The following is a 24,208-nucleotide window of genomic DNA, read 5'->3' on the forward strand; positions in this document are numbered from 1 at the left end:
CTATTTAACATTATTATATGAATGCTGGCGGCGCATCTCTTTAGGTAACATACCAAACTGTTTCCTAAATGCTGAACTGAAATGACTAATATTACTATATCCCAACATAATAGCTGTTTCGGTAACACTATTTTCGGTTAATAATTGTTTAGCTTTATTCATTCTTTCCGTCAAATAATAGGCGTAAATACTTTTACCAAAAATCTGCTTAAATCCTTTTTTTAACTTGCTATGATTAAGACCAACCTGCTTAGCTAACCAATCAATGGTTGGTGGATTGGTTAAATCATTGATTAAATAGTCACGTGCATCATTAAATTGTTTATACTCCCATTGGGTAAATTCTTGATGTCCTAAATGATTATCAAAAGACTTGAAGTACCAATTTAAGTATTTTAATACATGGGCATAGACTAATAATCGATTTGACTGGTCCGTGTTTTGCATCAAGTAAAATAGCTCGCGAGCACAAGATAATACATTGCTATTTTGATGAATGGGATGATGATGCAGAAAAAAATTCACTTTCTTATCCAAATTAGAAAATTGAAAATCCATTTCGCCGAGTAAAACATCCAATAATTCAGGCATTATCATAACTTCAATGTTACAAAAATCTTTAGAGTGCTGTAGATGAAATGTCTCACCATCAGCAAAGCCGAAAGTCAAATCCCCTTTATGGGTAATAAGTTTCCTATCTTTAACTTGCATACTCAACTTACCTTGTAACTGACAATTAAAACATAAACATTTATCACTACTAGGAAATACTTTACTGATATCGATGGCATTTAGATCATCGGCACTATTCACACATACCGCTAAACCAGGTTGTAACTCCATGAATGAACTGTTCTTTTTATTATTGGGTAATTTATCTAAATGCATATATCCTCCAAACAAATAAACGATAACAAATATCATTTGCGTTTACAACAAAATAAAGCTACCATTTATCAGCTAATATCCTTTGGAGCATAGAATTTATAATATTTTTATTATAAAAGCTTATAAAACACCACATGGACGATAAAACCATCTCCGCAGATAAACAAAAAAACTATTTTTTATTTATTATTGCTCAGCTCTATATTATACAAGGAATTCCAGTAGGACTGGCTTTTGACGCCTATCCTATCTTATTACGAGATTCAGGTGTTTCACTGGCAGTGATAGCCATGATTCCGCTAGCTGGTTTACCATGGGTCGTTAAATTTTTATGGGCCCCTATTGTTGAAAATCACTGGATAGCTAAAATTGGCTATCGGAAAAGTTGGTTACTACCTATGCAATGTTTATTAGCAATACTTATAACCATCATCGCCTTCACCCCTTTTACGGCAGAAACTACCACTTATCTTCTTCTAGTTATTATTTTATCTTGTATCGTTTCTGCAACACTCGATATTGCAACTGATGGACTGGCAGCTGATTTATCGCAAAACAATACTATTAGCCAGATAAATAGTATTCAAGTGATGGGCAATATTACTGGTATGCTTATTGGTGGAGCTGGAGTAACAGTTTGTTATGATTATTTAGGAAAAACCTATAGTATCTTAATTTTAGTAGCTCTTATCATATTTTCAATCATACAGCTTATTATATGGAGAGAACCTGACTTATTGCGTAATTTACAAAGCAATCCAAGAGCAAAAATTAGCCAATTTTTTAAAAGACAAAACGCTTATCATATGTTGTTGATTGCTTTGCTAGTTCCTTTTGCTGGTGCTGTAATCTTATCCATAACTAAATTTATTTTACTTGATGTTGGATTTTCTGTGGGTGATATCGGTATTTATACCGGTATTGGTGGTTATATTACCATGCTGTTCGGTTGCATAATTGCATCCTATTTATTAAAAATCATGCCTCCTTATCAAACACTGAAATTAGGCTTTGGTATATTATCTTGTTTAATTATGTTGTGGTGTGTCATTTACTATCTACCCAATTTTATTAATCCTATTATTATCACTATTCTGATGACCATATTAGGTATTGGTATTGGCATTATAAATGTTAGTATTTATACCATTACGATGATCTATGCAAAACAAGGCAAACAATCAGCTACAGATTATGCTATTTTTCAAAGCACGCTATTACTTTCCGAAATTATCGCATCCTCACTTTCAGTGGCAGTTGCAGAATATTTCAGTTACATAACCGCATTTTTATTAGCTTTGATAAGTATTATAGTTATCCACTTAATGAAAAAGAATAAATAATAAATTAGGTCGATTATTATTGGCAAAAATAATAACCGACACTAACTCTATTTAAAATTGATTTTAATAAACAGACCAATTTGTCACAATTTATTTTCTCTTTGGTAGGGCAATATTACCTAGATTCTTGTTATAGTCCGAAGAACTGTTATTAAAAAATAGTGCCCAAAAAAGAGTTAAAATAATACCGCTAACAACAATAGTTAAAATTGTTAAGAGAATTTTTAATAGATTAACATATTGAAAAATATTGACATCCCATATCAATAATATTATGCCCATTGAAAAAGCAAAAAGTGCAGCAAGAAAAAAGCTGGCTAAGATTGTTTTCATTTTTTATTCCTTAATTAAAGCTTATCAATATATTCTTTTTTCTTCATATTGAATTCATCTTGGGTTATAGCCCCAATATCTAAAAGTTGTTTTAATTTAGTCAATTTGCTATATATATCATCCGGCTCTGATGATTGGTTAGTTGCAGTATTTTGCTGAGGTTCGGTGTTTGTCATTGTTTGTGAGTAGGTTTTAGTCAACTCTGCCCCGGCCACAAACTGAGCACCTAGACCAGCAACAGCACCGTCATTTTTTGCTGCATCTCTTAAAGCTTGCAATTTTTCCATTTCCGCATAACTTAAATTTGCTTTTGAAGCAGCAATAACATCTGCTGAAATATTGGCTATTTTGGCGATTCTATTTTCAGTTTCACTATCAAATTCTGAAGCTAGAATACGAAAATCACACAAGTTAAGACCAAGTTTATTGATATCATCATATAAACGGGATTTTACTAGCTGGGAAATTTGACTAAGTTGAGAATCAATTGTTTGATACGCATATTGATTTGCAGCCAGTACGCTGGTTATTTCTTGAATTATACGATTTGAAATAAGCTCCTTTGCTTCAGTGACGGAATACTGTTGACGACTTCCTATAATTTCTTGATAAAACTTGCGAATATCATTAATTGAAAACGAGTAATTACCATTCATTTTTAATTGAATGGGGAATTGATACTCAGGATCAATATATTTAACTGAAGATGCGGTTCCCCATCCTTGATTAACAACTTCAGTCGTCTTAAAGAAATAGAGATATAATTTATGCTCACTATTAAAAGATTGTCTTATTTTTAAAATAGTAGTAATGAAAGGATGATTATCAGTTTGTAAATTATAGATACCAGCATCTAAAATTACATCGGCAATCTTACCTTCATATACCAATATACACCCTTGTCCAGGCGCTACGATAAGTTTACTAGCATTGATAATCTGATTATTGTTTATGGTTGGAAATTGATACCATAATATATCAACTGAATTATCATTCCACTCTATAACGGAAGCTAATTGTTTTTTGAAAAATTTGAGCATAATTATTCCCTACTATTTAGCGATTGGATATCAAGAAGAAAATCTTGTTTTCCTTCATGATTTAGTCCAATAAAATGATCCTCTGTCATTAATAAAATATGATCTTTAGTTATTTCAGCATTTAATTGCTTAAACTCAAATGGGAAGTTGTAACTAAATATAATATCGGTATTTTTTGCATTTAATAATTGGACAATATAATTTTCTGTTTTTACTGGCGATGTGGTAAAAGCAATTAAAACCGCATCGTCATTAAAGGTCAGTAGTTGTGGAAAAAAGTAAAGACGATCAGGGGTAAAATCGGCATATTTTATAATTCTCGAATCATTTTTTTTCGTTGGATGAATTAACAGTTTTTTAAAAGGTGTGTTTTCATATATAACAACAACTGCTTGATTTGAAGGATTATCATATATTTTTCTCCAACGAAACATTGGTTCTTCTCTTGGAAAACCAGGCAAATATTTATATTCATATTTTATTAATTGATGATTCTCGTCCGGATAATCATAACTTTCTAAATCAAATTGATAACTAATACGTGTGGATGCATTTGCTGGTAATGATTTAAAACCATCCCTAGCATTATAAAATGCATCTTCATCATAAAGTTTATCAATCATTGGATAGTAATAAAAATGTTTACCTTTATTGGTGTAGACATACAAACCGCTACCCCATTGTGGTCTAACGAACTCTATTTTAGCCAAACCTTGTGAAAACTCAGTATGATTAGTGAAAAAGCGCTGTTCAACATCTTGAAATGTTTTATTTTTTTTGTTCAACTGATAAAGTTTTTGATTATTAATAAGTAATAAAATTTCATCTTGATCCCAAGTTTTTATTTCATAAGATATTTTTTTATTATTGTCATCGGTCACATTAAATTCACTAACAAATTGTTTGGCATTGATGTCAAAAATCTTAATAAAAAATTGATCTTTTGATTGCGCAAACAAGTCTGGATCTTCTACATGTAATTTGCTTTCCATGATTAAAAATGGTGTTTCATTGTCAACAAACATTTTGATATTTTTATGTGTCCATTCTTCTTTTTTAATCTTATTTATCTCTGATGAACTAATAGTTGACTGATAACTATCAGATTCAATAACCGGATCAATATCGTTGCTGTTTTCAGTGAGATAAAAATATAAAACTAGAACCAATGGAATTAGACAACCCAATAAACCCAATATTTTGAAATTTGTGATTTTGTTTACTTCAAGTGTTTCTTGAGATTGATTTTGTTGATGAATATAAATATGTTGTTCATTTTTATCAATAAAATAAATAGCGCCACAGCTTTCACATTTATATTTATCATCTCCTAATGAACTATGTTTAATGCTACTACATTGAGGACATTTGATGGTTAATATATTTACAGTCATTGTCTAATCTTAATTTTATATCATTTCATATTATCAAAATAACATATATTATAATCTTTTGTATGAGTAAACAAAATAGATTAAACAATTCTTGATAAAAAATTCGGTTAAATATTTAATTGATTAACATTAGTTTTATTTTATTATATTGATTAAAGACATAAACTGACAAGGTTTTGTTATAGACGACATTTATCTGAAAGGTATTTTTGGCAAAGCAGCGAATTGCCTACATGGGGTATCAAAGAATATCGAAGAAAAATTAGTTTTTTTGAATTTATGAAATATCACTACAACAAAGCTGATGATGCTATAAAATCGAGAAAATAATAGACAGCAATTATCATTAGGAAAAAAATCACTACCAGAGAATCGTTAAAAAATTAATTATCACCAATAATAACGATTATTGATTATTTAGATAAATGACAATATTCCCTAATTCTCATAGAATAAATTTGGGAAAGATAGAATAACTATCGAGAATTAGGAATATTTTAAATATTAAAATCGATATGAAAGACTCGCTTTAAAGTTGCGCGCCAATCCATAAGTATTTTCACCAAGATAGAGTCGATAATCCTTATTAAATAAATTATCCACAGCTAGTTTTACCTCTGCCTTTGGTAAAAAAGTAGGTTGCCAACTGGCAAACAAGTTATGTAACGAATAACCAGATGAAGGACCTAAAGCGTAAGCGCCAAGATCAGGCAACCCATCATGATTTCTATCTTCATGCCCTGTTCTATCCTGTTTTCGGACAAATTGTGCATTCCAACCAGCTCTTATATTCCATTGGGGTACTTTAAAACCTGTCGTCAATGTAGCCGTTCGAGGAGCAACAGTTGCAACATAGGTTTTATTATGCATCCAAGGAGCTTGAGGGGCTGTATCTCTCTCCCCTTTTTGCATAGAATATGTCGCACTTGAAAACCAATATTTACTATCGTAAAACGCCTCAAGTTCAAAGCCTTTAACAATTAATTTACCCGGAAGATTTCGATAATTAGATTGGCCTAATGGGCATGATTTACCTGTCCCACAGATAGATCCATTAAAGCCGCGCGTAACAAATATTTCGTTGGTCACTCGTTGTCTAAAGATTGTACTGCGAATCTGTAATTTATCATCATCCAATACTAAATTATTAAAATCTAAAATATTACCAAGGCGGATGGATAAATCACGTTCTTTATCTAAATTGCGGCTTGTCGCACTGATCTTACCACTTCCGCCATTTTTAGGGGTAAATTGCACTTCATAGCTTTCATCTACTGTTGGAGCCTGCCAAGCGTAACTGATATCACCGAAAAAACCAATATTATTGGTCGCTTGCCAATAAGTACCCAATCTTGGTGTCCAACCACTATATGTCACTGGTGAATAATTATGTCCAAATTTTGGATCAGGATCATTATAAGCGGAAGCATAATTCTTTTTACCATGATTGCGCACATAATCGTAACGGAAACTTGGTGTTAACACCCAATTACTCACCGAAATTTCATCTTGCACATAAAAACTATAAGTCTGTTGTTTACCTGATGGCATATAAGCTGGTTGAAAATAACCATAATGATAATTTGGTTTTTTCTCATAATTTTTATAATACATTAGCGTATCTCGATCATGTAAATGAGTTTGTACGCCAATCTTTAAGGCATTATTCACATCACCAATATTAATTAAACTTATATTTTCCAATTCAATCGTTTTATCGGTATAACTGACCCAACTTTTGTTGCCCATTGTTCCTAACGAGGCAACCGGGTTATATTTAGCTGGACGCTTATCATCTTGTTTGGTTTTGGAGTAAGTTGTATGTAGTGTTAAATCAATGAGTGGGTTATAAGTGGGTTGGTAATTCCATTTAAATTGTGCTGAGTCATCCGTTTGGTATCTTTTTACCAATTTCCTTAACCATGCAGCTTTATAACCATATTTTTTAATCTGTGCTGCTGTTGGTGGTGTCATTTTTTCGACATACTTTGCCGCCCACGGTTGCCAGGAATCGCGTTTTGAGTGAATGCCAGATAAGGTAAAAGTGTGCTCTTCGTTAGGCCTAATATTCAACTTACCCATGTAACTTTTCATATCATCTTCAGAAAAAACAAATCTTGAACCATCTGGACGTTTAAAATTACCGCTATTTCGTTTGGTATAGTAAAATAAACCATCAAAAAAATTATTCTTAGTTCGACCGTAGACGGCACCGGTTTCCATATTCTGATGATTATTGGAATGAAAACTATATTTAAGCAATCCACCCACATATCTATTTGGATCTAGTAAATCAATAGCATCTTTAGTCTCCATTTTAACCACACCACCAAACCCACCATTACCAAATTTAACATCATGTGGACCTTTATTGACTTCAACTTGCTTCAGTAGTTCAGGCTCCACAAAAACTGAGCCTTGTTGATATTTTTGGAAACCTTTTTGAGCACCATCAACGATTATTTTGACATCTTCAACTTTACCAAATCCCCAAATATTTAATGTTTGCCCACCCGGTCTTATCGAACCAGCCGAACTTACACCAGGTAAGGTATTAAGTAATTCCGCGACATTATCTGCCTGCTTTTGCTCAATCATACCTGAAGACAGTGTAGAACGACCAGCAATCACACTATTGATTTTTTTTAACTCATCTGGTGATGAAGATCGCGCAATAACAGTAATTACATCTTCAATATCTTCATTAACAATTTTGTTTTGATTATTTTTTTGTTGATCAGCTATATTGTTAGTCAATTTATTCTCTTCAGGCTGTGGTGTAGCTTGAAGAGAAAAACTCATAAAGAGCATTAGGGCACTCACCTTTTTATAATCCATATCTCAATCCTTCATAAAATGCATATTTAAATTTAGATTAACCACACAAATGGTAGTGATAATGATTATCATTACTATTTGTGTGGGGTGGCAAGTATATTTGGTTTAACAAAAAATAAACAGCAAAATATAAAATTTATTTTAATTTGTAATATTATTTTTAATAAAAAAGCCATCATAATAGATGGCTTTATTTTTCGATAAATAAAAGGAACAATTAATATCGATTAACTGATCCAAATAATTTCATTCTTTCGGTTATTTTTTCTGCTACCGGATTTAATCCATGATTAATTACCTTACGAGGATCATTGATATCATGATCTTTTTGTTCAGCAAATAATTTTCCTACAGCAACGCACCAAGTATACATATTTTCACTATTAACATTAATTTTGGCAGTTCCTAGAGAAATTGCATGCAACATATCTTCGTCGCAAATCCCTGTTCCGCCATGAAGTACTAATGGTATATTTATTAAATTAGAAATATGCTGCATTTCATTAAACCCTAATTTAGCTTTTCCTTTATATAGACCATGAGTAGAGCCTAATGCCGCCGCTAAACAATCCACATTCGTTTCTTTAACCATGGTTAAACATTGATGTGGGTCGGCATAGATGACTTGAGAATTAACTATGCCATCTTCACTTCCGGCTATAGTTCCTAATTCAGCTTCTACCGAAACCCCTCTTTTGTGCGCATAATCCACTATACGTTTGGTTATTTCGAGATTTTCTGCAAATGGTAAATGCGAACCATCAAACATGACTGAACTGAATCCAGCATTAATTGCGGCGAAACAGGATTCATAACTTTGACCATGATCTAAATGTAAAGCAATGGGCACATCAATATCTAAATAGTCCATTGCATTTTTGACAATAGCATGGATAGTATTGAAGCCCAGCATATGCTTAATTGTACCACCTGATACACCAAGAATTGCTGGCGATCGATTCTCTTTTGCTGTTTTTAAAACTGTAGCTACCCATTCCAAATTATTGATATTAAATTGTCCTACCGCATAATGTTCATGATAAGCATTATTTAGCATGTCTTTCATTGAAACTAACATAATCTACCTCTTAATCCTATATTTATTAATTAGTTATTTAAAATATTCAGTTAAATTTCTTTCAAATCGGCGTTGTGTTTTATTGACTTCAGATAAATTAGGCATTGCTTTACGGACACCTTTACGTTCAATCGAAATTGCTGCGGTTAAACTTGCAAATGAAATAATCTTTTCAATGTTCCAACCGTAACTCACGCCATAGGCAAACGCTCCATGGAATATGTCGCCAGCACCTGTCGTATCAATTGATTGACATATAAAGCTAGGAATAACTTTAACTTTTTTATCTTCTATATAAGCACATCCCTTTTCACCTAATGTTATAAAAGCCGAACCTCTAGCTATTGATGTTAATTTTTTCAATGCGAGCTCTAATGACTTTTTATTTGTAAATTCATCTATGTTGGCATAAGCGAGTGCAAAATTTTCACTAGCAACTAGATAATCCGTATATTTGGCTAAATAAAGATTACTTTCCCGTAGCGACCCAGCATCCATGACAACTTTGACATTAGGTAATTGTTTAATGACATATTCACTTAACTCTGGCTCATGCCCATCGATGAGAATAACCAAATCACGCTTATTCTCTTGTAAATATTGAATAAACTGATTTAATTTAATTTTTTCAGTAGTAGTTATTAATGGTGGAGTATTTAATTTGCGCGTAATAATCGTTCGCGAGCCATTTTCTTTATTTACGGTAATAGCCGCGAGTGGAGTAATCATCTCATCTGAGAAGATAATTTGATCGGTTTTCACGCCTATTTGTTTAAATTCAGAGACAATTTTGTTGCCATATATATCATCATGTAAATGTCCTAAATGGTAAATATCTTCTCCCCATAAACCCAATAAATAAGCAGCATTGGCACATGGGCCACCACCACTTTCAAAAAAATCATAAGCAAATGATTTACTGTTTTCCTTTGGATAACTCGTGGTAAAATAAAACTGATCATAACAAGCAAATCCAATTGTCAGTATTGTCATAATTAATCCTTAATTCATCATTTAACTATAAAAATTGTTTTTCCTAAGATTCATTCATGTAAATAATTATTAATTCATGGTTGAGTCTTAAATTACTCGACCATGAAGTTTCAAATTATGCTTGGTCTACATTTCTGGAATCACCAACAACTTTGATAGATTTGAAGAAGAATGGCGCACAAAGAACAATGATTAAAATTAAGCAGATAACATAAATCGCAGTTTGACCGAAAATATTAAATAATTTACCAATGATGATCCCCCAAACGGCAAAGTCAAAATCAGCAAAAGTTGAATTTTGGAAACCTAGATCGCCTAATGTAGGTAATAATAATGCTGGTAAGAATGCTAATAAAATTCCACCAATAAACGATGCAATAATACAACCACGTTTGCCACCTAATTTGTCAGCAAATACACCTGATGTACCGCCACAGAAGAAATGAGGCACCATACCTGGAATAATCAGTGCCATACCCATGCCACCTAAAATGAACATGCCAATTAATCCACCGATAAATGAACAAATAAAACCAACAACAACAGCTGTAGGACTAAAGGTAAAAAATACAGCACAGTCTACTGCTGGTATTGAATTAGGGATAAGTTTTTGACTAATACCTTGGAAGGCTGGAACAAGATCACCAAGAATTAATCTAACACCGTTATAAACAATGGCGACACCAACCGCGAATTGTAAACCACTTAGGATCGAAAAGATGATTGGGCTTTGTTCGGTGATAGTAGACATATATTCACTACCAGCAACTAAGCTACAAATTAAATATATGATTACCATTATGATACCCGTTGTTACAGTAGTATCTCGTAAAAAACCCCATTTTTCAGAGATTTCGGTATCAGCAAATGAATTATTTTTATCGCCGACTCTTTTAGCAATAAATGCCGATAAATAATAACCGATGGAACCAAAGTGCCCCATGGCAATCCCACCGTCATCTGTCACTTGTTTGGTATAATTTTGACCGATTGCCGGGGAAATGGCTGACCATGAACCTAGTAAAAAACCACCAATAATAATGAGTTCCCAACCATCAAATGTGGCGGCTCGTAGAACTGCTGAAAACAAGCAGGCGAGAAAGAATGAATGGTGACCAGTTAAAAAGATATATTTATATTTAGTAAACCGAGCAAGAATTAAATTTATAATAAAGCCGAGCAACAAAATACTCATGGTTTCAATACCTAAAACTTTTTGTGCTACCGATACTATTGCTTCATTATTAGGAATAACACCGCGAATACCAAATCCAGCTTCAATAATGCTACCCAATGGATTTAGATTGCTAATAATAACACCCGCTCCAGCACTTAACATGAGGTAACCTAAAATCGGTTTCAAAGTACCTGTTAAGAGTTTATTTAATGGAGAACGCAAACAAACTAACCCAACAAAGGCAATAATTCCCATTAAAAAAGCCGGTTGACTAAAAATTTCCGTTAAAAATGAAAGTAATAACTGCATAATAATATCTCCTTTGAAAGCACATCAAATTTCAGCTAATTGTTGTAATTTTTCACTAATGTCTTCCTCAATTTGCTTTTTATTGACATAACTACGAATAACTGCAACTTTTGATTGATCAGAAAATTGTTTAGCTAAATCTTTAATGGTCACATATAGATCTGCTTTTTCACCTTCGGCATTAGCAAAATCAATAGACGCCACATCAGCTTTGATATTCAAAGCAGCACAGATATTCTTAACGTGATTGGCTGCCATTAATGAACTACCAATACCATTCCCACATACTGTTCTAATTTTCAACATTGCTAATCTCCTTTTTGACTTTTTAAATAACGTTGAGTTATTTTTTTACTTAAAACTAAAATATAAATTTCTTACAAATTTCTTATTTATTAAGCTATTTGGTGATTTTTATATTAAATAAGGAAAAGTTACTGATTCGTGATGAATATCACACTGTTCGATACAGTGGGTGATTCAAGTCACAAAGTAATCATAAAGTTGAAGTCAAAATAATTAGATGAAGGGAAAAGATAAAAAGTTAACGTTATGATTATTATTAATAAATAAAAAATTCATTAAAACCACTAAAAATTGATAAATTGAATTCTTCAAGGTAAAAACGCTTATTTTTGTGATCTAGTTCAAAAAAGACACTATCAAAAGAACAAAAAAACAGCGATTTTTTTGTGAAAGGCAAATAACGAGATCGAATATCGAAATAAACAGTAAATTTTACTTAATATTTAAGTTGAAAAAATTAAAGAAGAATTAAAAAGCGCCATTAAGGCGCTGATAAATTATAGAAACAATCCTCAAAACATTGTATTGCTGTTTTCAGCATGTTCTGGTACGTTTTGGATCACATCCCAATGCTCTACAATCTTGCCATCTTTAACCCGAAATATATCCACTACCGCTTTACCAAGATCATCATTATTAACTTTAGAATGGACATGCAACCATACGATATCCCCATCCACTGACGAGCGAATTATCTTAGCACTTGATTGAGGATTTTCTTTAAAAAAACCTTCGAAATAAGTAATTGCCGGTGATCTACCATCTGGGACATATGGATTGTGTTGTTTATAATCTTCAGCAAGCGTTTTAGTTGCCACATCGACTTGGTGTTTGTTAAAAAAGTTATCATAAAAATTGATAACCAGTGCGCGGTTTTCTTCCTCTTGAGTTAAATTTCTTGGAGTTAAATCTTTTGCAGCAACAATACTGGTAATACTTAGCAAACAAAATCCAACTAAAAAACGCTTTTTAATTACATTCATATAAGTCCCACTCCTATTTGACTTTAAATTAATTCTAGCTATAACATATAATTAGTCTACAATATAGACTATTTGAATGGTAACAATAAAAATAAAATAAAACAAGAAGTAACATAAATATGACTAGGTCAATCCAAAATGACTTAACATTTTTAGGAAAAAAATAAATATGAAAAAAAACGCAAAAAATGAATTGATCAAATACGATCATCCTTGCCCTATTCGTGATGTTCTCGATAGAATTGGTGATCAATGGAGCCTTTTAATTTTAAAATCGTTAGAACATGATGTGATGCGATTTAATACATTACATAAAGAAATCGGTGATATATCTCGGCAAATGCTTTCGCGAACATTAAAAAGGCTTGAAAATGATGGCTATATTACTCGAACCGTCTACGCTCAAGTTCCTCCTCGAGTAGAGTATGCTTTAGCTGAACTTGGCTTATCGTTCCTTAAACCAATGAATACCTTAATACAGTGGGCGGATGAAAATCATGAAGCGATTTGTCGAGCGAGAAAAACACAAAATTTATGATTATGCAAATATCTCTTTTTGAAAAAGTTAAAAACTAGCTAACCCAAAATATTGGCTAGCTAGTGATTAAATTACTGACAGATAAAGTTTTCAGGATTGTTAGTATCACCTTCACCTTTATATATCGTTTTTTGTGGATATTGGCAAAGAGGACGTTGTAGGGTTATTTCACCATCTTCAATTTTTTGCGCGATAAGTCTAGTCGGTGCTTGTTTTTTCTCTACCCAAACAACCATTGACTCAAAGCCATTAACTTTATCTGGACCTTCGCCACCATTACAATGGTCAACACCCGGCGCTAAATAGAGTTTTAAAAAATCATCTACCGAATCGTTGCCACCCATCATTTTCCATACATTATTATAATATTGAATGGTTCCTTTGGGCGCTATTAAACGATCATTCAAACCATGCCAAATTATCATTTTACCGCCCAATCTTTTAAATTCGGTTAAATCTGGGTTATCTGTTCCCATAATTGGGCGAAATAGTTCAACCGATTCATTAAAATAGTTCTCAAAACCTTTGTAGCCTAACCTTCTCCAGTCAAAATTCGGCGATTTTTTAACCCAATATTTTAAATAATCAATTGGAATTGGAAAAGGACCTTTACTACTAGCTAATACATCAAGTGGCGCAGTCGGCTCAATACCAAACCATAAAAACTTGCCATTACTATCTGTTGGGCCTTGCCAAATTTTTTGCAATGCTCGAATTTCATCATCATCAAGCCCAGCGTTAATTAACAACTCTTGATTAACGAATAATGTTGTTGGATCGCTAACTAAGCCATCATTAATACCATCTTTTTCATCAGCAAGCTCAATAATCATTTTTCTGACTTTTTCGAGTTTTTCTTCTTCGAACGGCCTACCTAACTCCTCTTGCATCACCACTTGCGGCCATAATTCTGCAGGTACAAATTTATCCCAATGGATTGCGGGTGCGGCTATGAATAAACCATCATAATCATCAGGATATTTTTGTGCTTCCATTAACCCTTGTCTTCCCCCGGTTGAACAACCATTCCAATATGCGTAATTTGCTGCTTGACCGTAATATGACATTATTATTTGTTTGGTTTTGACAGTCATTTCATGCACACTACGATAAGCAAAATCAGTTAGCAAATCGTTTTGTAATTTTCTATCTTTCAGCACAAATTTACCGTCCATCAAATTACCTTTATGTCCGGTATCGGTAGACGCGGCAACATAACCATGCTTAACGGCTTCAGCTAATTTATCAAATGGTATAAATCCAGCATAACCACCACCGCCAATTGATTGTAATCGTTGATTCCAATTAGTAGGCAACCATATTTCAACATTAATAGAGGGTTGAATTGTTAATTCGACGCGGCAAAACTGTGGTAAATCAACAATCTCTTTGGTGGTAGCACCTCTTAAGGTGTCAGATAATTGAGAAGATGGTGAAAAGCTATCAACAATTATTTCGGTATTTACAACTCTTGCATTATCTAGATGCAAGTTATTTAAAGCGAGACAACGTTCTTCTACATTAGCATTGATCGCCATCGCATTAGTTGAAGCTCCTAAACAACTTAAAACTGATAAAACCAATAAACCATATTTTATCATTTCCCTATTCCTACCCTCAAAATATAATTTCTATTACTATTTTAGAATTAATATTAGTCATTAGTTCTGTAAATAACAACATTAATAATTATTATTTCCCATCATTAAATATCATTTTGACAGATTTTAATCTAAAATCTAAATTATCTTGTCGCATCTATTTCAGCTAAAAAAATATGAAAAAGAATCTATCTGCTTATAATACAGAAATTTTTTAATTTTTCTTTATCATTTTTTCTCCTGAAATTTTTCACCATAGAAGATCAATTGGCTATTACCTCTTAATATAGAATAGTGGAACTGTTGACGGATATTTTTTTGTTGTTCATGTTGATCTACCTCATATTGCGCTAATTTGTGCGCCAATAGTAATTTGGCTAACCGTTTATTCGCATGTTGACTACGTTCGGTTTGCACTTTAACACTAATACCGGTCGCTAAGTGTATTGCTCGCACAGCTGATTCTGTTTTATTGACATGTTGACCACCTGCTCCTGATGATTTCATAGTAGTAAATTCAATGGTATTATCCTTTAACTCCATAGGGTTAGGTAAACAAGTTACTCCCAAAAACCAATTTTTACGCTTATGGGTTGGACGATAAGGACTTTGACAGATCCATTGTATTGTACCCAACCAACGCTGTATTAACGCCTCACTTTCTATACCTTCAACCGACAATAATACAGACCGAAAAGTATTGGGCTTATCGCCCAATACGCTTTCGATAATTTCAGTAGTGACTGACTTTTGATCGGCCTCTGTTAAAAATTGTGTTACCGCTTTAGCAACAGCTAAAGTACACTCATCAGGTCCTCTAGCGGAGGAAAAATACAGCAATGCCATTAGTGACCTCCTTGTGTTTTATAGTTCAATATTGGTGTCAATTGTGCAATCACAGTAACAATATTCGCTTGCTGCATTGATTCAATTACACTATCAATTGATTTGTAAGCTTGTGGTGCTTCTTCAAAAATAAGACTACTATCCTCACAAATAACACGACTACCTAGTTTGGTACGTTTAAGTTCTTGCATTGAATAGCGATTCTCCAATTTACCTTTACAGTCAGCTCGACGCCATTTACGTCCAGCACCATGAGCTAATGACATAAGTAGATCTTCGCGTTGAATCGGTTTAACTAAATAGCTGTAATCACCACGTGATCCTGGCACAATCACTAGTTCATCCATTGCTGATGATGCACCTTTACGATGTAACCAATAACTCTGTTTATCTATAGTAACTTTTTGTAAAAAATTATGGCAAACATTAAGCACTTCATGGCCTTGAGTATTCAAATTAGTCATTAATCTGTCAGCCACTACTTGACGATTTAACTGAGCAAAAGCCACCGCATTATCATGTTTTTCAAGATATCTTAATGCATCATCACTATTATCTGCTAAGCCTTGATAACCAAAGCGTGATAATTGATTTTGCAAAATAGCATGCCCTAAACCTCTTGAACCACTATGTACTAATAAAAACAGTTTTTCGGCATTAAGTTGGTAGTGATTAAATAATGTTGCATCAAAAATCTTACTGATTTTTTGAATTTCAGCAAAATGATTCCCGCCACCAATAGTGCCTAAATTATATTTATGATGAGTATCAGGCAAATCAATATTACCTATTTTCTTAGCTAATTTATCAATACTCAATTTGGCAAGATTAATATCAGTTTGCCAAAATCCCATGCCACAACCGATATCGCTACCAATTAATGCCGGATAAATTATTTCACGACTTAAATATGCTGCACCAATCGGGTAGCCTTTGCCTGGATGAAGATCGGGCATCCCCATGACTTTAACCATATTGGGTAAATCGGCCGTTGTCAGTAATTGTTGTATTGCTAAACCTTCGATCCAAGTATTTTTAGATGCTATTAGTGACGCTTTATCAGATAGCACCTGTATAGAATTGTCCATATATCAATCCATTTAAATAAATATTATTGTTATTTTTTCTAATATTGTTTAAAGACAAATTTTTAAATGAATTATTTAAATAAAACGCATAGGCAACTCAAACATTGGCCGTTAAGAAATGTTTAATTTTATCTAGTGACGATGTGATCACTATTAATACGTTTTTCAATAATTAGTTTTACTTGAATAGTATCAAGTTGTCTTTAAACAATGGGTATAAATTAATTGGCAGGTTAAGGTCAGCTAACTGAATTGAAGTAAGAATAGAAAAAGTTACTTAATTATTGGCTGATCAGCCCGCAAAGGTTTGTTAAATAAATCATAATAAAATCTCCTTCGCTATTTATAATGGCGCATATCCTAATTAAATTTTAGTGACTTGTAAAGTAACAAATTATCCTTTTTAGTAATCTATTTTTATCTTTTTTTACACTCATTTTTATTGAATTAAGAATTTTACACTGTATATTTATACATATTTCTTTTTTTAATGCGAATAACCTTGCATTGTTCGTTTTTTATTATTTTGTTGGAGTATTTTCTTGAATAAATATTGTGTAATTCTTGGGCAGGCAAATAGTTCGCTCGCCGTTTATTTACCTTTGGTTGATACACCAGTAAGAGCAGGATTTCCTTCGCCTGCTGATGATTATTTAGAAACAAAATTAGATCTTACTAGCCACTTAGTCAAACATCCAAGCGCCACTTACTATATTAAAGCGATTGGCGACTCAATGATCGATTATGGTATTTATAGTGGTGATTTGCTTGTTGTTGATCGCTCTTTAGAACCGAAAATCGATGATATTGTTGTTGCTGCTGTTGACGGTGAATTAACTTGTAAATGTTTAAGTTTTATTAATGGCGAACATCATTTATTGTCTGGTAATCGGCTTTATCCACCTATTTCACTAGCTGGCAAAGAAGTACATATTTGGGGAGTAGTAATACATACTATTCACTCTCTACGCAAACGGGGGCATTGATGATTGGTTTAATTGATTGTAATAATTTTTATGCATCCTGTGAACGAGTATTTAATCCCAAATTAGAAGGAGAACCAATTGGAATCCTTTCTAATAATGATGGTTGTGTAATCGCTCGTTCTAATGAATTAAAACCATTAGTCGCTATGGGTATGCCGGCCTATCAAATTCCACCCCATATTCAAAAAAAAATTACCTTATTAAGCTCTAATTATGAGCTTTATGGAGATATGAGTCAGCGAGTATTTGATACCGTTCGCCATTATACTGCGGATATCGAGCTTTATTCTATCGATGAAGCCTTTATTCATTTAAACGGATTTAGTCATGTTTTAAATCATTGCCAAAATTTAAAAGCAATAGTAAAACGAGATACGGGCATCCCTGTCAGTATAGGGGTTGCCACTACTCGCACATTAGCAAAGTTAGCTAATCATATCGCCAAAAAACAACCCATCTATCAAGGTGTTTATTGTTTTCCTACTAATCAAGAAGAGATAGCAACCACTTTAAAACAATTTTCGGTTGAAGATATATGGGGAGTTGGTTGGCGAATTGCTCAACGATTAAAAGTATTAGGTATTCACACCGCTTGGGATTTATATCAAGCTAATTTAAAACAAATCAGACAGTTATTTTCAGTTGTCCTTGAGCGTACTGTGCTTGAACTTCGTGGTATTAGTTGTATTGAATTAGATGATCTGCATACCGCTAAAAAAAATATTATGACATCACGTAGTTTTGGCCATTTAACCAATAATTTATTTGATATACAAGAAGCAATTCGTGTGCATGCCAGCCGTGGCGCAGAGAAACTAAGAAAGCAAAAATCAGTTGCCAGTGCCGTATTGATCTTTTTAAAAACCAACCGATTTCGACCAGAATTACCTCAATATAATCCGTCAGTTGTGGTGCCATTATTATCGGCGACCGATGATTCAAGATTAATCATTCATGCGGCTCAAAAAGGGTTACGAGCCATTTATAAACCAGGTTTTTTATTTATGAAATCAGGTGTGATGCTACTTGATTTAAAAACTAAAGATAATTATTGTCAATCGGATTTATTTACTGCTGAAACATCAGCAACTGAAAAACACAAAAGTGAACAATTAATGAAAACCATAGATGACATCAATCAGAAAATGGGAAAAAATACTATTCACTTAGGTGGTATCAGACAAACTGCTGCATGGCAAATCAAGCGAGAGCGACTTAGCCAACGATATACGACTCGTTGGGATGAGTTACCTTTGGTAAAATAGATAACGGGTTAACCGCTAAGATAATAATTTAATCAATCGATTGAATTGAATTACCTTGTTCATTTCTTACATCAACATATACATCCCATTTTCTATAATCACTATCAATAGATTTTTCACAAGAAATTGAAAGCCCATATTTGTGAGGAAGATTTTTTAAGCCTAAGCGTATTTTATGCCACTTTACCTTTAATGGTAAAAGGCAGTTAGATGCGTAAAATTTTCTATTTGCTTCAAGTGTATGTAAATTAGTATGATGTTCTTGATTATAGGTGGCTATAAATTCAGCCGCCTTATTATCAATTTCACCGAAAACTTCATCAAGTGTCATAGCCTGTGCAAAAGGAACAGTAATAACAGCTACAATTGCGATACTATATTTTAGTAAATGAATCTTTTTCATAAAAAACTTTAATAATTTAAATTGTTAAGTAAAAAAATATTATTTTCATAACTTTAACATTGATACAATGTTGAGGTCAATATCAACAATTAACTACCAAAACGTTTAAGCGCAATAATAAAGAAGATAATACCACTAGCAACTAACCACGCATGCAACAAAACAGCCCAAAAATACTTAAACCACGATAAGATTTGTCGGTTTTAATTCAATAGAATGAATACTATTTACTAGGCAATATCAGACAAACCGTTGCTTAGCAAATCAAGCGAAATTTACTCAGTTAATGGTATATTAATCATTGGTATAAGTTAACTTTTGCTAAATAGACAATTGATTAACTGATAAATCAAAAAAATAATCCTTTAATCAATCGATTGAATTGATTTTCCTTGTTCATTGCGAACTAGCACATCAATATACCATTCTCTATATCTATTATCCGTCGATTTTTCACAAGAAACAGAAATAACATATCGAAAAGGAATTTTACCACCATGAGCTTGAGATATCTTCCAATCAGCTTTTAATGGTACAAGGCAACTAGGTAAACAATATGTTCCATTTACTTCGACAGTATGTAAATTAGTATGATGCTCTTTATTATAAACGGTAATAAATTCAGTTGCCTTGTTATTGACATCTAAAAATTGTGCTCTTGGATTATAGACGGTAATAGCTTCAGTTGTATTATTATCAATATTATTTGAAGACTCGGCCATTGCAAAAGGAATAGTAATAACAGCTACAATTGCGATACTATATTTTAATAAATGAATTTTTTTCATAAAAAACTTCAACAATTTAAATTGTTAAGTGCAAATAAAGTTAATTTTTGCACTTTTATTATTCATAAAATTAAGAACCCATATTAACAATTGAGCTACGAAAGCGTTTCAGAGCAATAAGGAAAAACACACTACCGATTCCTAATAACCACGCATACGAGGTCCAAACCACACTTAAACCAGCTCCTCGATATAAAATTGCCTGCCCTAATTCGACAAAATGAGTGGTTGGCGCAAATAACATAATATTTTGTACCACTTCCGGCATACTTTCTCGCGGCGTACTACCACCAGACAGCATCTGTAACGGTAAAAGAATCAAAATAAATAGCATCGCAAATTGTGCTGTTGATTTAGCCACGGTTGCCATAAAGATCCCAAGTGACGTTGTCACGAATAAATGCAGTGCTGCGCCTATTAAAAATAAAGTAATCGAGCCTTCAATTGGCACATTTAACCAACCATGAACGACAACTAACAGTGCACCCCAAGTCGAAACTAGTACCACTAGCCCCATAGACCAAACTTTTGAGATCATAATTTGAAATGGTGTCACAGGCATTGATAGCAAGTGATCGATAGTACCATGCTCGCGCTCTTTCATTAACGCAGCACCAGTTAAAATAATCGACAATGTGGTAACTATATTAATAATCTCCATGACAGAACCAAACCAAGAACGAGTTAAATTAGGATTAAAGGCCGCATGAACTTCAATATTGACCGGTAAACTGGTTGGTTTATCCATTTGATTAAAGTATTTAGTTATTTCACTGGTGACAATTTGCGTAATATAACCATTACCAACAAAAGCCTGCCCCATTCGCGTTGCATCAATATTAAGTTGAATCTCTGGACTTTGGTTATTTAACACATCGCGTTGAAAGTTAGGCGGTATATTTAATGCAAAGGTATAACTATCGGTATCCATTCCGCGGTCAACTTCATCCATTGAATTTAATTTAACAGGTTTATTAAACATAGGTGGATAAAGTGCTGCGATAATTTGCCTAGATAACGGTGAATCATCTTCATCAACTATTGCAATCGACGCATGGTGAAGCGAGTCTGAAGTTGCAGTAGCTGCGGTATAAATATCCAGTGTAAAGCAGTAGGCGATTAACAGTAACATGATTGGATCACGAATTAATCCCCATAACTCTTTAATACCTAAGCGATAAATATTAATAAAACTTTGCATAATATCTATCCTTCTTGTTTTTTGAGGAGGAATATACTTGCACCAAGTATAATCGGAATAGTAATCAGTAAGGTAAATATCGAGTTATGTAAATCAAAAAATCCTAATGCCTTATTGAAAACACCACGGGCAATAATAAGCATATGGGTTGTTGGATAAACTTCACCTATATATCGCCCACTCCCTTCTAATGATGCTACAGGATTGAGTAACCCCGAAAATTGTATTGCAGGTAACATGGTACCAACACAGGTTAAAAAGATAACCGCAATTTGACTACGTGTTACCGTCGAAGCAAGTAAACCAAAGCCAGTAGCAATAATACAATAAGCTAATCCGGCTAAACATAAAGTTAGCAAACTGCCTTTTATCGGTACACCAAATATAGTAACGGCCATTAGCAACAGCAATAAAAAGCTAAGCATCGAAATAACAATATAAGGAACCTGTTTACCTAGTAAAAACTCTGTTCGTGTAACCGGGGTTACATATAAGTTAATTATTGATCCCATCTCTTTTTCGCGCACTACGGATAATGCCGCTAACATTGACGGAATCATCAAGAGTAAAATAGGAATGACGGCTGGCACCATGGCTTGCAAACTTTTAATATCCGGATTATAACGATAACGCGTTTCAATATTTGCCAATGAGCTAGATGCGGTGCCGGTGGTGGTTTTGATTTTGTCACTTAACCAAGCAAGGTGCATACCTTGTACATATCCTTTAATGGTATCGGCACGTAATGGCATGGCGCCATCAATCCAAATACCGATATTAACCGGATCACCACGCTGAATATCACGACCAAAATTAGGTGGAATTTCAATAGCTAATGCTATCTCATTACTTCTCATTCTATGATCCATATCATCATAATCAATGATTGGCGGTTTCTCAATAAAGTAGCGTTTAGAACCAGAGAGATTAGTAACATAATTTTGGCTAGTAATCGTTTGATCACGATCTAATACCGCAAAATTTAGATCCTCGACATCCATAGTGATACCATAACCCATCACTAACATTAAGATCGCCGAACCAAGTAGTGCTAACAATGCTCGCAGCGGATCGCGTGATAACTCTAAGGTTTCACGCCATAAACATCCAATCAGACGTGTTAAACTAAATCCTTGTAGATGTTGAGTACCTGTCTGAACTGGTTCATTCGGTACAGTTTTCGGCTCTTCACTGATTTTTTCATCGCTATGAGTATCATCTGCTCCGGCATCGACTAAATATCGGATAAAGGCATCTTCAAGGGTTTTCGCGTTTTTGGAATGGATGATATTGTCAGGCGTATCACTCGCTAATACCTTACCTGCATGCATTAATGAGATCCTATCACAACGCGCCGCTTCATTCATAAAGTGGGTAGTGATAAATACGGTGACTTTATCTTTTCGAGAAAGTTCAATAATTAAACGCCAAAAGTCATCACGAGCAATCGGATCGACCCCAGAGGTAGGTTCATCTAGGATAAGAATTTCAGGATTATGCACCACAGCAACAGATAAAGAAAGTCTCTGTTTCACCCCTAAAGGTAGACTATCTGGCAAACTTTTCAACTCATTTTCCAGACCAAAACGCTTAACTAACTCTTGAACTCTTGCTGGTATTTTGCTCTCTTCAATACCAAATAACCGGGCATGTAATACAAGGTTCTGTTCAACAGTTAATTCACTATAAAGTGAAAACGCCTGCGACATATAACCTAAATGCCGTCTAACATTAATATCACTGGCATCAACCGGTTTACCAAACAACCAAGCTTCACCAGAGGAAATCGGTAATAAACCGGTTAACATCTTCATGGTTGTTGATTTACCACAACCATTCGATCCTAAAAAACCAAAAATCTCACCTTGCTTTATAGAAAAATTAACGTGATCAACCGCAATAAAATCACCGAATTGCTTGGTTAAGCCTTTGGCTTCAATCGCTACTTGTAAATCTTTGTTCAGATCTAATGGTGGGATTTCAACCGCTTGATAACCTTCTCTAGCATCTTCTGGCATTAACTGAATAAAGGCATCATCTAAATTATCTTTGCCTGTTTTAGCCAATAAGGCTTGTGGCGTACCGGTTTCAAGGATCTTACCGCCATACATCGCGACTAACCAATCAAAGTTTTGCGCTTCATCCATATAAGCAGTAGCAACAATAACACTCATTTGCGGTCGTTGCTGGCGAATTTTATTGATTAATTGCCAAAATTGCGCGCGAGAAAGCGGATCAACACCGGTGGTCGGTTCATCAAGAATAAGTAAATCTGGGTCATGAATCAAGGCAGAGCATAAACTAACTTTTTGCTTCATCCCACCGGACAAACGTCCAGCAGGTCTGGATAAAAAAGGATATAAGCCAGTGCTTTTAGTTAACTCATCGATGCGACGTCGTCTTTCGGCGGCATCATTACCAAAAAGACGAGCAAAGAATTGTAAATTTTCTTCAACGGAAAGTGTAGGATAAAGGTTTTTCCCTAAACCTTGTGGCATATAAGCAATACGTGTACACACGTTTTTACGATGTGATTTATCTTTCATATCACCATCTAAAACGTTGACTATTCCTTCTTGAATGATGTGCGCACCCGCTATTAATGACAACAGACTAGATTTACCTACTCCATCAGGACCAATCAATCCCACCATACATCTTGGTGGGATTGCAATACTGACATCATTAAGTGCACAGGTTTTTTTATAATGCAATGTGACATTACTCACATTTACCACCGCATCATCAATGGCCTTACCATCCGCAAGTAACGTCAAATCCTTTTTACCTGATTCTGACATATGCTATCT

21 protein-coding genes are annotated in these 24,208 nt (G+C 33.8%); 4 read left to right on the forward strand and 17 right to left on the reverse strand.

Annotated elements, in window-relative coordinates:
• Positions 1-888 carry an AraC family transcriptional regulator gene (locus tag AC5LXV_RS10355; protein ID WP_493466367.1) on the reverse strand — a complete coding sequence of 296 codons (888 nt, stop codon included), beginning with the start codon at positions 886-888 and terminating at the stop codon, positions 1-3.
• Between the two features lie 134 nt (positions 889-1,022).
• Between AC5LXV_RS10355 and AC5LXV_RS10360 the strand changes: the two genes are divergently transcribed.
• On the forward strand, positions 1,023-2,231 hold the full coding sequence (locus AC5LXV_RS10360) for an MFS transporter (protein ID WP_493452303.1): 1,209 nt from the start codon (positions 1,023-1,025) through the stop codon (positions 2,229-2,231).
• 90 nt (positions 2,232-2,321) lie between these two features.
• Here AC5LXV_RS10360 and AC5LXV_RS10365 read toward each other — a convergent pair whose 3' ends face one another.
• The 9 genes from AC5LXV_RS10365 to AC5LXV_RS10405 form a co-directional block, all read right to left on the reverse strand.
• Entirely contained in the window at positions 2,322-2,564 is a 243-nt protein-coding gene (locus AC5LXV_RS10365; RefSeq protein WP_110433438.1) for a hypothetical protein, read from the reverse strand.
• Positions 2,565-2,578: 14 nt separating this feature from the next.
• Complete coding sequence (locus AC5LXV_RS10370) at positions 2,579-3,604, reverse strand: SPFH domain-containing protein (RefSeq protein ID WP_493466368.1); 1,026 nt, start codon at positions 3,602-3,604, stop codon at positions 2,579-2,581.
• Between the two features lie 2 nt (positions 3,605-3,606).
• Positions 3,607-4,998, reverse strand: a complete 1,392-nt coding sequence (locus AC5LXV_RS10375; protein WP_493466369.1) for a hypothetical protein — start codon at positions 4,996-4,998, stop codon at positions 3,607-3,609.
• A 504-nt stretch (positions 4,999-5,502) separates the two neighbouring features.
• Positions 5,503-7,836 carry a TonB-dependent hemoglobin/transferrin/lactoferrin family receptor gene (locus AC5LXV_RS10380; RefSeq protein ID WP_493466370.1) on the reverse strand — a complete coding sequence of 778 codons (2,334 nt, stop codon included), beginning with the start codon at positions 7,834-7,836 and terminating at the stop codon, positions 5,503-5,505.
• A gap of 217 nt (positions 7,837-8,053) precedes the next feature.
• Positions 8,054-8,914 carry a class II fructose-1,6-bisphosphate aldolase gene (gene fba / locus AC5LXV_RS10385; protein ID WP_493466371.1) on the reverse strand — a complete coding sequence of 287 codons (861 nt, stop codon included), beginning with the start codon at positions 8,912-8,914 and terminating at the stop codon, positions 8,054-8,056.
• Between the two features lie 33 nt (positions 8,915-8,947).
• Positions 8,948-9,907: a carbohydrate kinase family protein gene (locus AC5LXV_RS10390; RefSeq protein ID WP_110433433.1), complete on the reverse strand. Its 960-nt coding sequence runs from the start codon at positions 9,905-9,907 to the stop codon at positions 8,948-8,950.
• Between the two features lie 115 nt (positions 9,908-10,022).
• Entirely contained in the window at positions 10,023-11,393 is a 1,371-nt protein-coding gene (gene ulaA, locus AC5LXV_RS10395) for a PTS ascorbate transporter subunit IIC (RefSeq protein ID WP_493466372.1), read from the reverse strand.
• Between the two features lie 24 nt (positions 11,394-11,417).
• Positions 11,418-11,699, reverse strand: a complete 282-nt coding sequence (locus AC5LXV_RS10400; RefSeq protein ID WP_034882183.1) for a PTS sugar transporter subunit IIB — start codon at positions 11,697-11,699, stop codon at positions 11,418-11,420.
• A 512-nt stretch (positions 11,700-12,211) separates the two neighbouring features.
• Entirely contained in the window at positions 12,212-12,682 is a 471-nt protein-coding gene (locus tag AC5LXV_RS10405; protein ID WP_110433431.1) for a nuclear transport factor 2 family protein, read from the reverse strand.
• A 169-nt stretch (positions 12,683-12,851) separates the two neighbouring features.
• Between AC5LXV_RS10405 and AC5LXV_RS10410 the strand changes: the two genes are divergently transcribed.
• Positions 12,852-13,220: a winged helix-turn-helix transcriptional regulator gene (locus AC5LXV_RS10410; protein ID WP_110433430.1), complete on the forward strand. Its 369-nt coding sequence runs from the start codon at positions 12,852-12,854 to the stop codon at positions 13,218-13,220.
• Between the two features lie 71 nt (positions 13,221-13,291).
• Here AC5LXV_RS10410 and AC5LXV_RS10415 read toward each other — a convergent pair whose 3' ends face one another.
• From AC5LXV_RS10415 to AC5LXV_RS10425, 3 genes are all read right to left on the reverse strand, one after another.
• Positions 13,292-14,821, reverse strand: coding sequence for a tannase/feruloyl esterase family alpha/beta hydrolase (locus AC5LXV_RS10415; protein ID WP_493444773.1), 1,530 nt, complete (start codon positions 14,819-14,821; stop codon positions 13,292-13,294).
• A gap of 228 nt (positions 14,822-15,049) precedes the next feature.
• Complete coding sequence (gene prfH, locus AC5LXV_RS10420) at positions 15,050-15,667, reverse strand: peptide chain release factor H (protein WP_493466373.1); 618 nt, start codon at positions 15,665-15,667, stop codon at positions 15,050-15,052.
• Positions 15,667-16,755 (reverse strand): RNA ligase RtcB family protein, encoded by a 1,089-nt coding sequence (locus tag AC5LXV_RS10425; protein WP_493466374.1) that lies wholly within the window; start codon positions 16,753-16,755, stop codon positions 15,667-15,669. Before AC5LXV_RS10425 ends, prfH begins: the two co-directional genes overlap by 1 nt.
• A gap of 542 nt (positions 16,756-17,297) precedes the next feature.
• Between AC5LXV_RS10425 and AC5LXV_RS10430 the strand changes: the two genes are divergently transcribed.
• Both AC5LXV_RS10430 and AC5LXV_RS10435 read left to right on the forward strand, forming a co-directional pair.
• Complete coding sequence (locus tag AC5LXV_RS10430) at positions 17,298-17,741, forward strand: LexA family protein (protein WP_034882192.1); 444 nt, start codon at positions 17,298-17,300, stop codon at positions 17,739-17,741.
• Complete coding sequence (locus AC5LXV_RS10435) at positions 17,741-19,006, forward strand: Y-family DNA polymerase (protein ID WP_493466375.1); 1,266 nt, start codon at positions 17,741-17,743, stop codon at positions 19,004-19,006. Before AC5LXV_RS10430 ends, AC5LXV_RS10435 begins: the two co-directional genes overlap by 1 nt.
• A 28-nt stretch (positions 19,007-19,034) precedes the next feature.
• Here AC5LXV_RS10435 and AC5LXV_RS10440 read toward each other — a convergent pair whose 3' ends face one another.
• The 4 genes from AC5LXV_RS10440 to rbbA all read right to left on the reverse strand — a co-directional run bounded on the left by AC5LXV_RS10440 (position 19,035) and on the right by rbbA (position 24,199).
• A complete protein-coding gene (locus AC5LXV_RS10440; protein ID WP_493466376.1) occupies positions 19,035-19,409 on the reverse strand; it encodes a hypothetical protein in 375 nt (124 codons plus the stop codon).
• 365 nt (positions 19,410-19,774) lie between these two features.
• Positions 19,775-20,197 (reverse strand): hypothetical protein, encoded by a 423-nt coding sequence (locus tag AC5LXV_RS10445; RefSeq protein ID WP_493466377.1) that lies wholly within the window; start codon positions 20,195-20,197, stop codon positions 19,775-19,777.
• A gap of 70 nt (positions 20,198-20,267) precedes the next feature.
• Positions 20,268-21,398 carry an ABC transporter permease gene (locus AC5LXV_RS10450; protein ID WP_034882195.1) on the reverse strand — a complete coding sequence of 377 codons (1,131 nt, stop codon included), beginning with the start codon at positions 21,396-21,398 and terminating at the stop codon, positions 20,268-20,270.
• A 5-nt stretch (positions 21,399-21,403) separates the two neighbouring features.
• Positions 21,404-24,199 carry a ribosome-associated ATPase/putative transporter RbbA gene (rbbA, locus tag AC5LXV_RS10455; protein WP_493466378.1) on the reverse strand — a complete coding sequence of 932 codons (2,796 nt, stop codon included), beginning with the start codon at positions 24,197-24,199 and terminating at the stop codon, positions 21,404-21,406.
• Between the last annotated feature and the right edge of the window lie 9 nt (positions 24,200-24,208).

This window comes from Gilliamella sp. LMG 34359 (genome assembly GCF_984569085.1).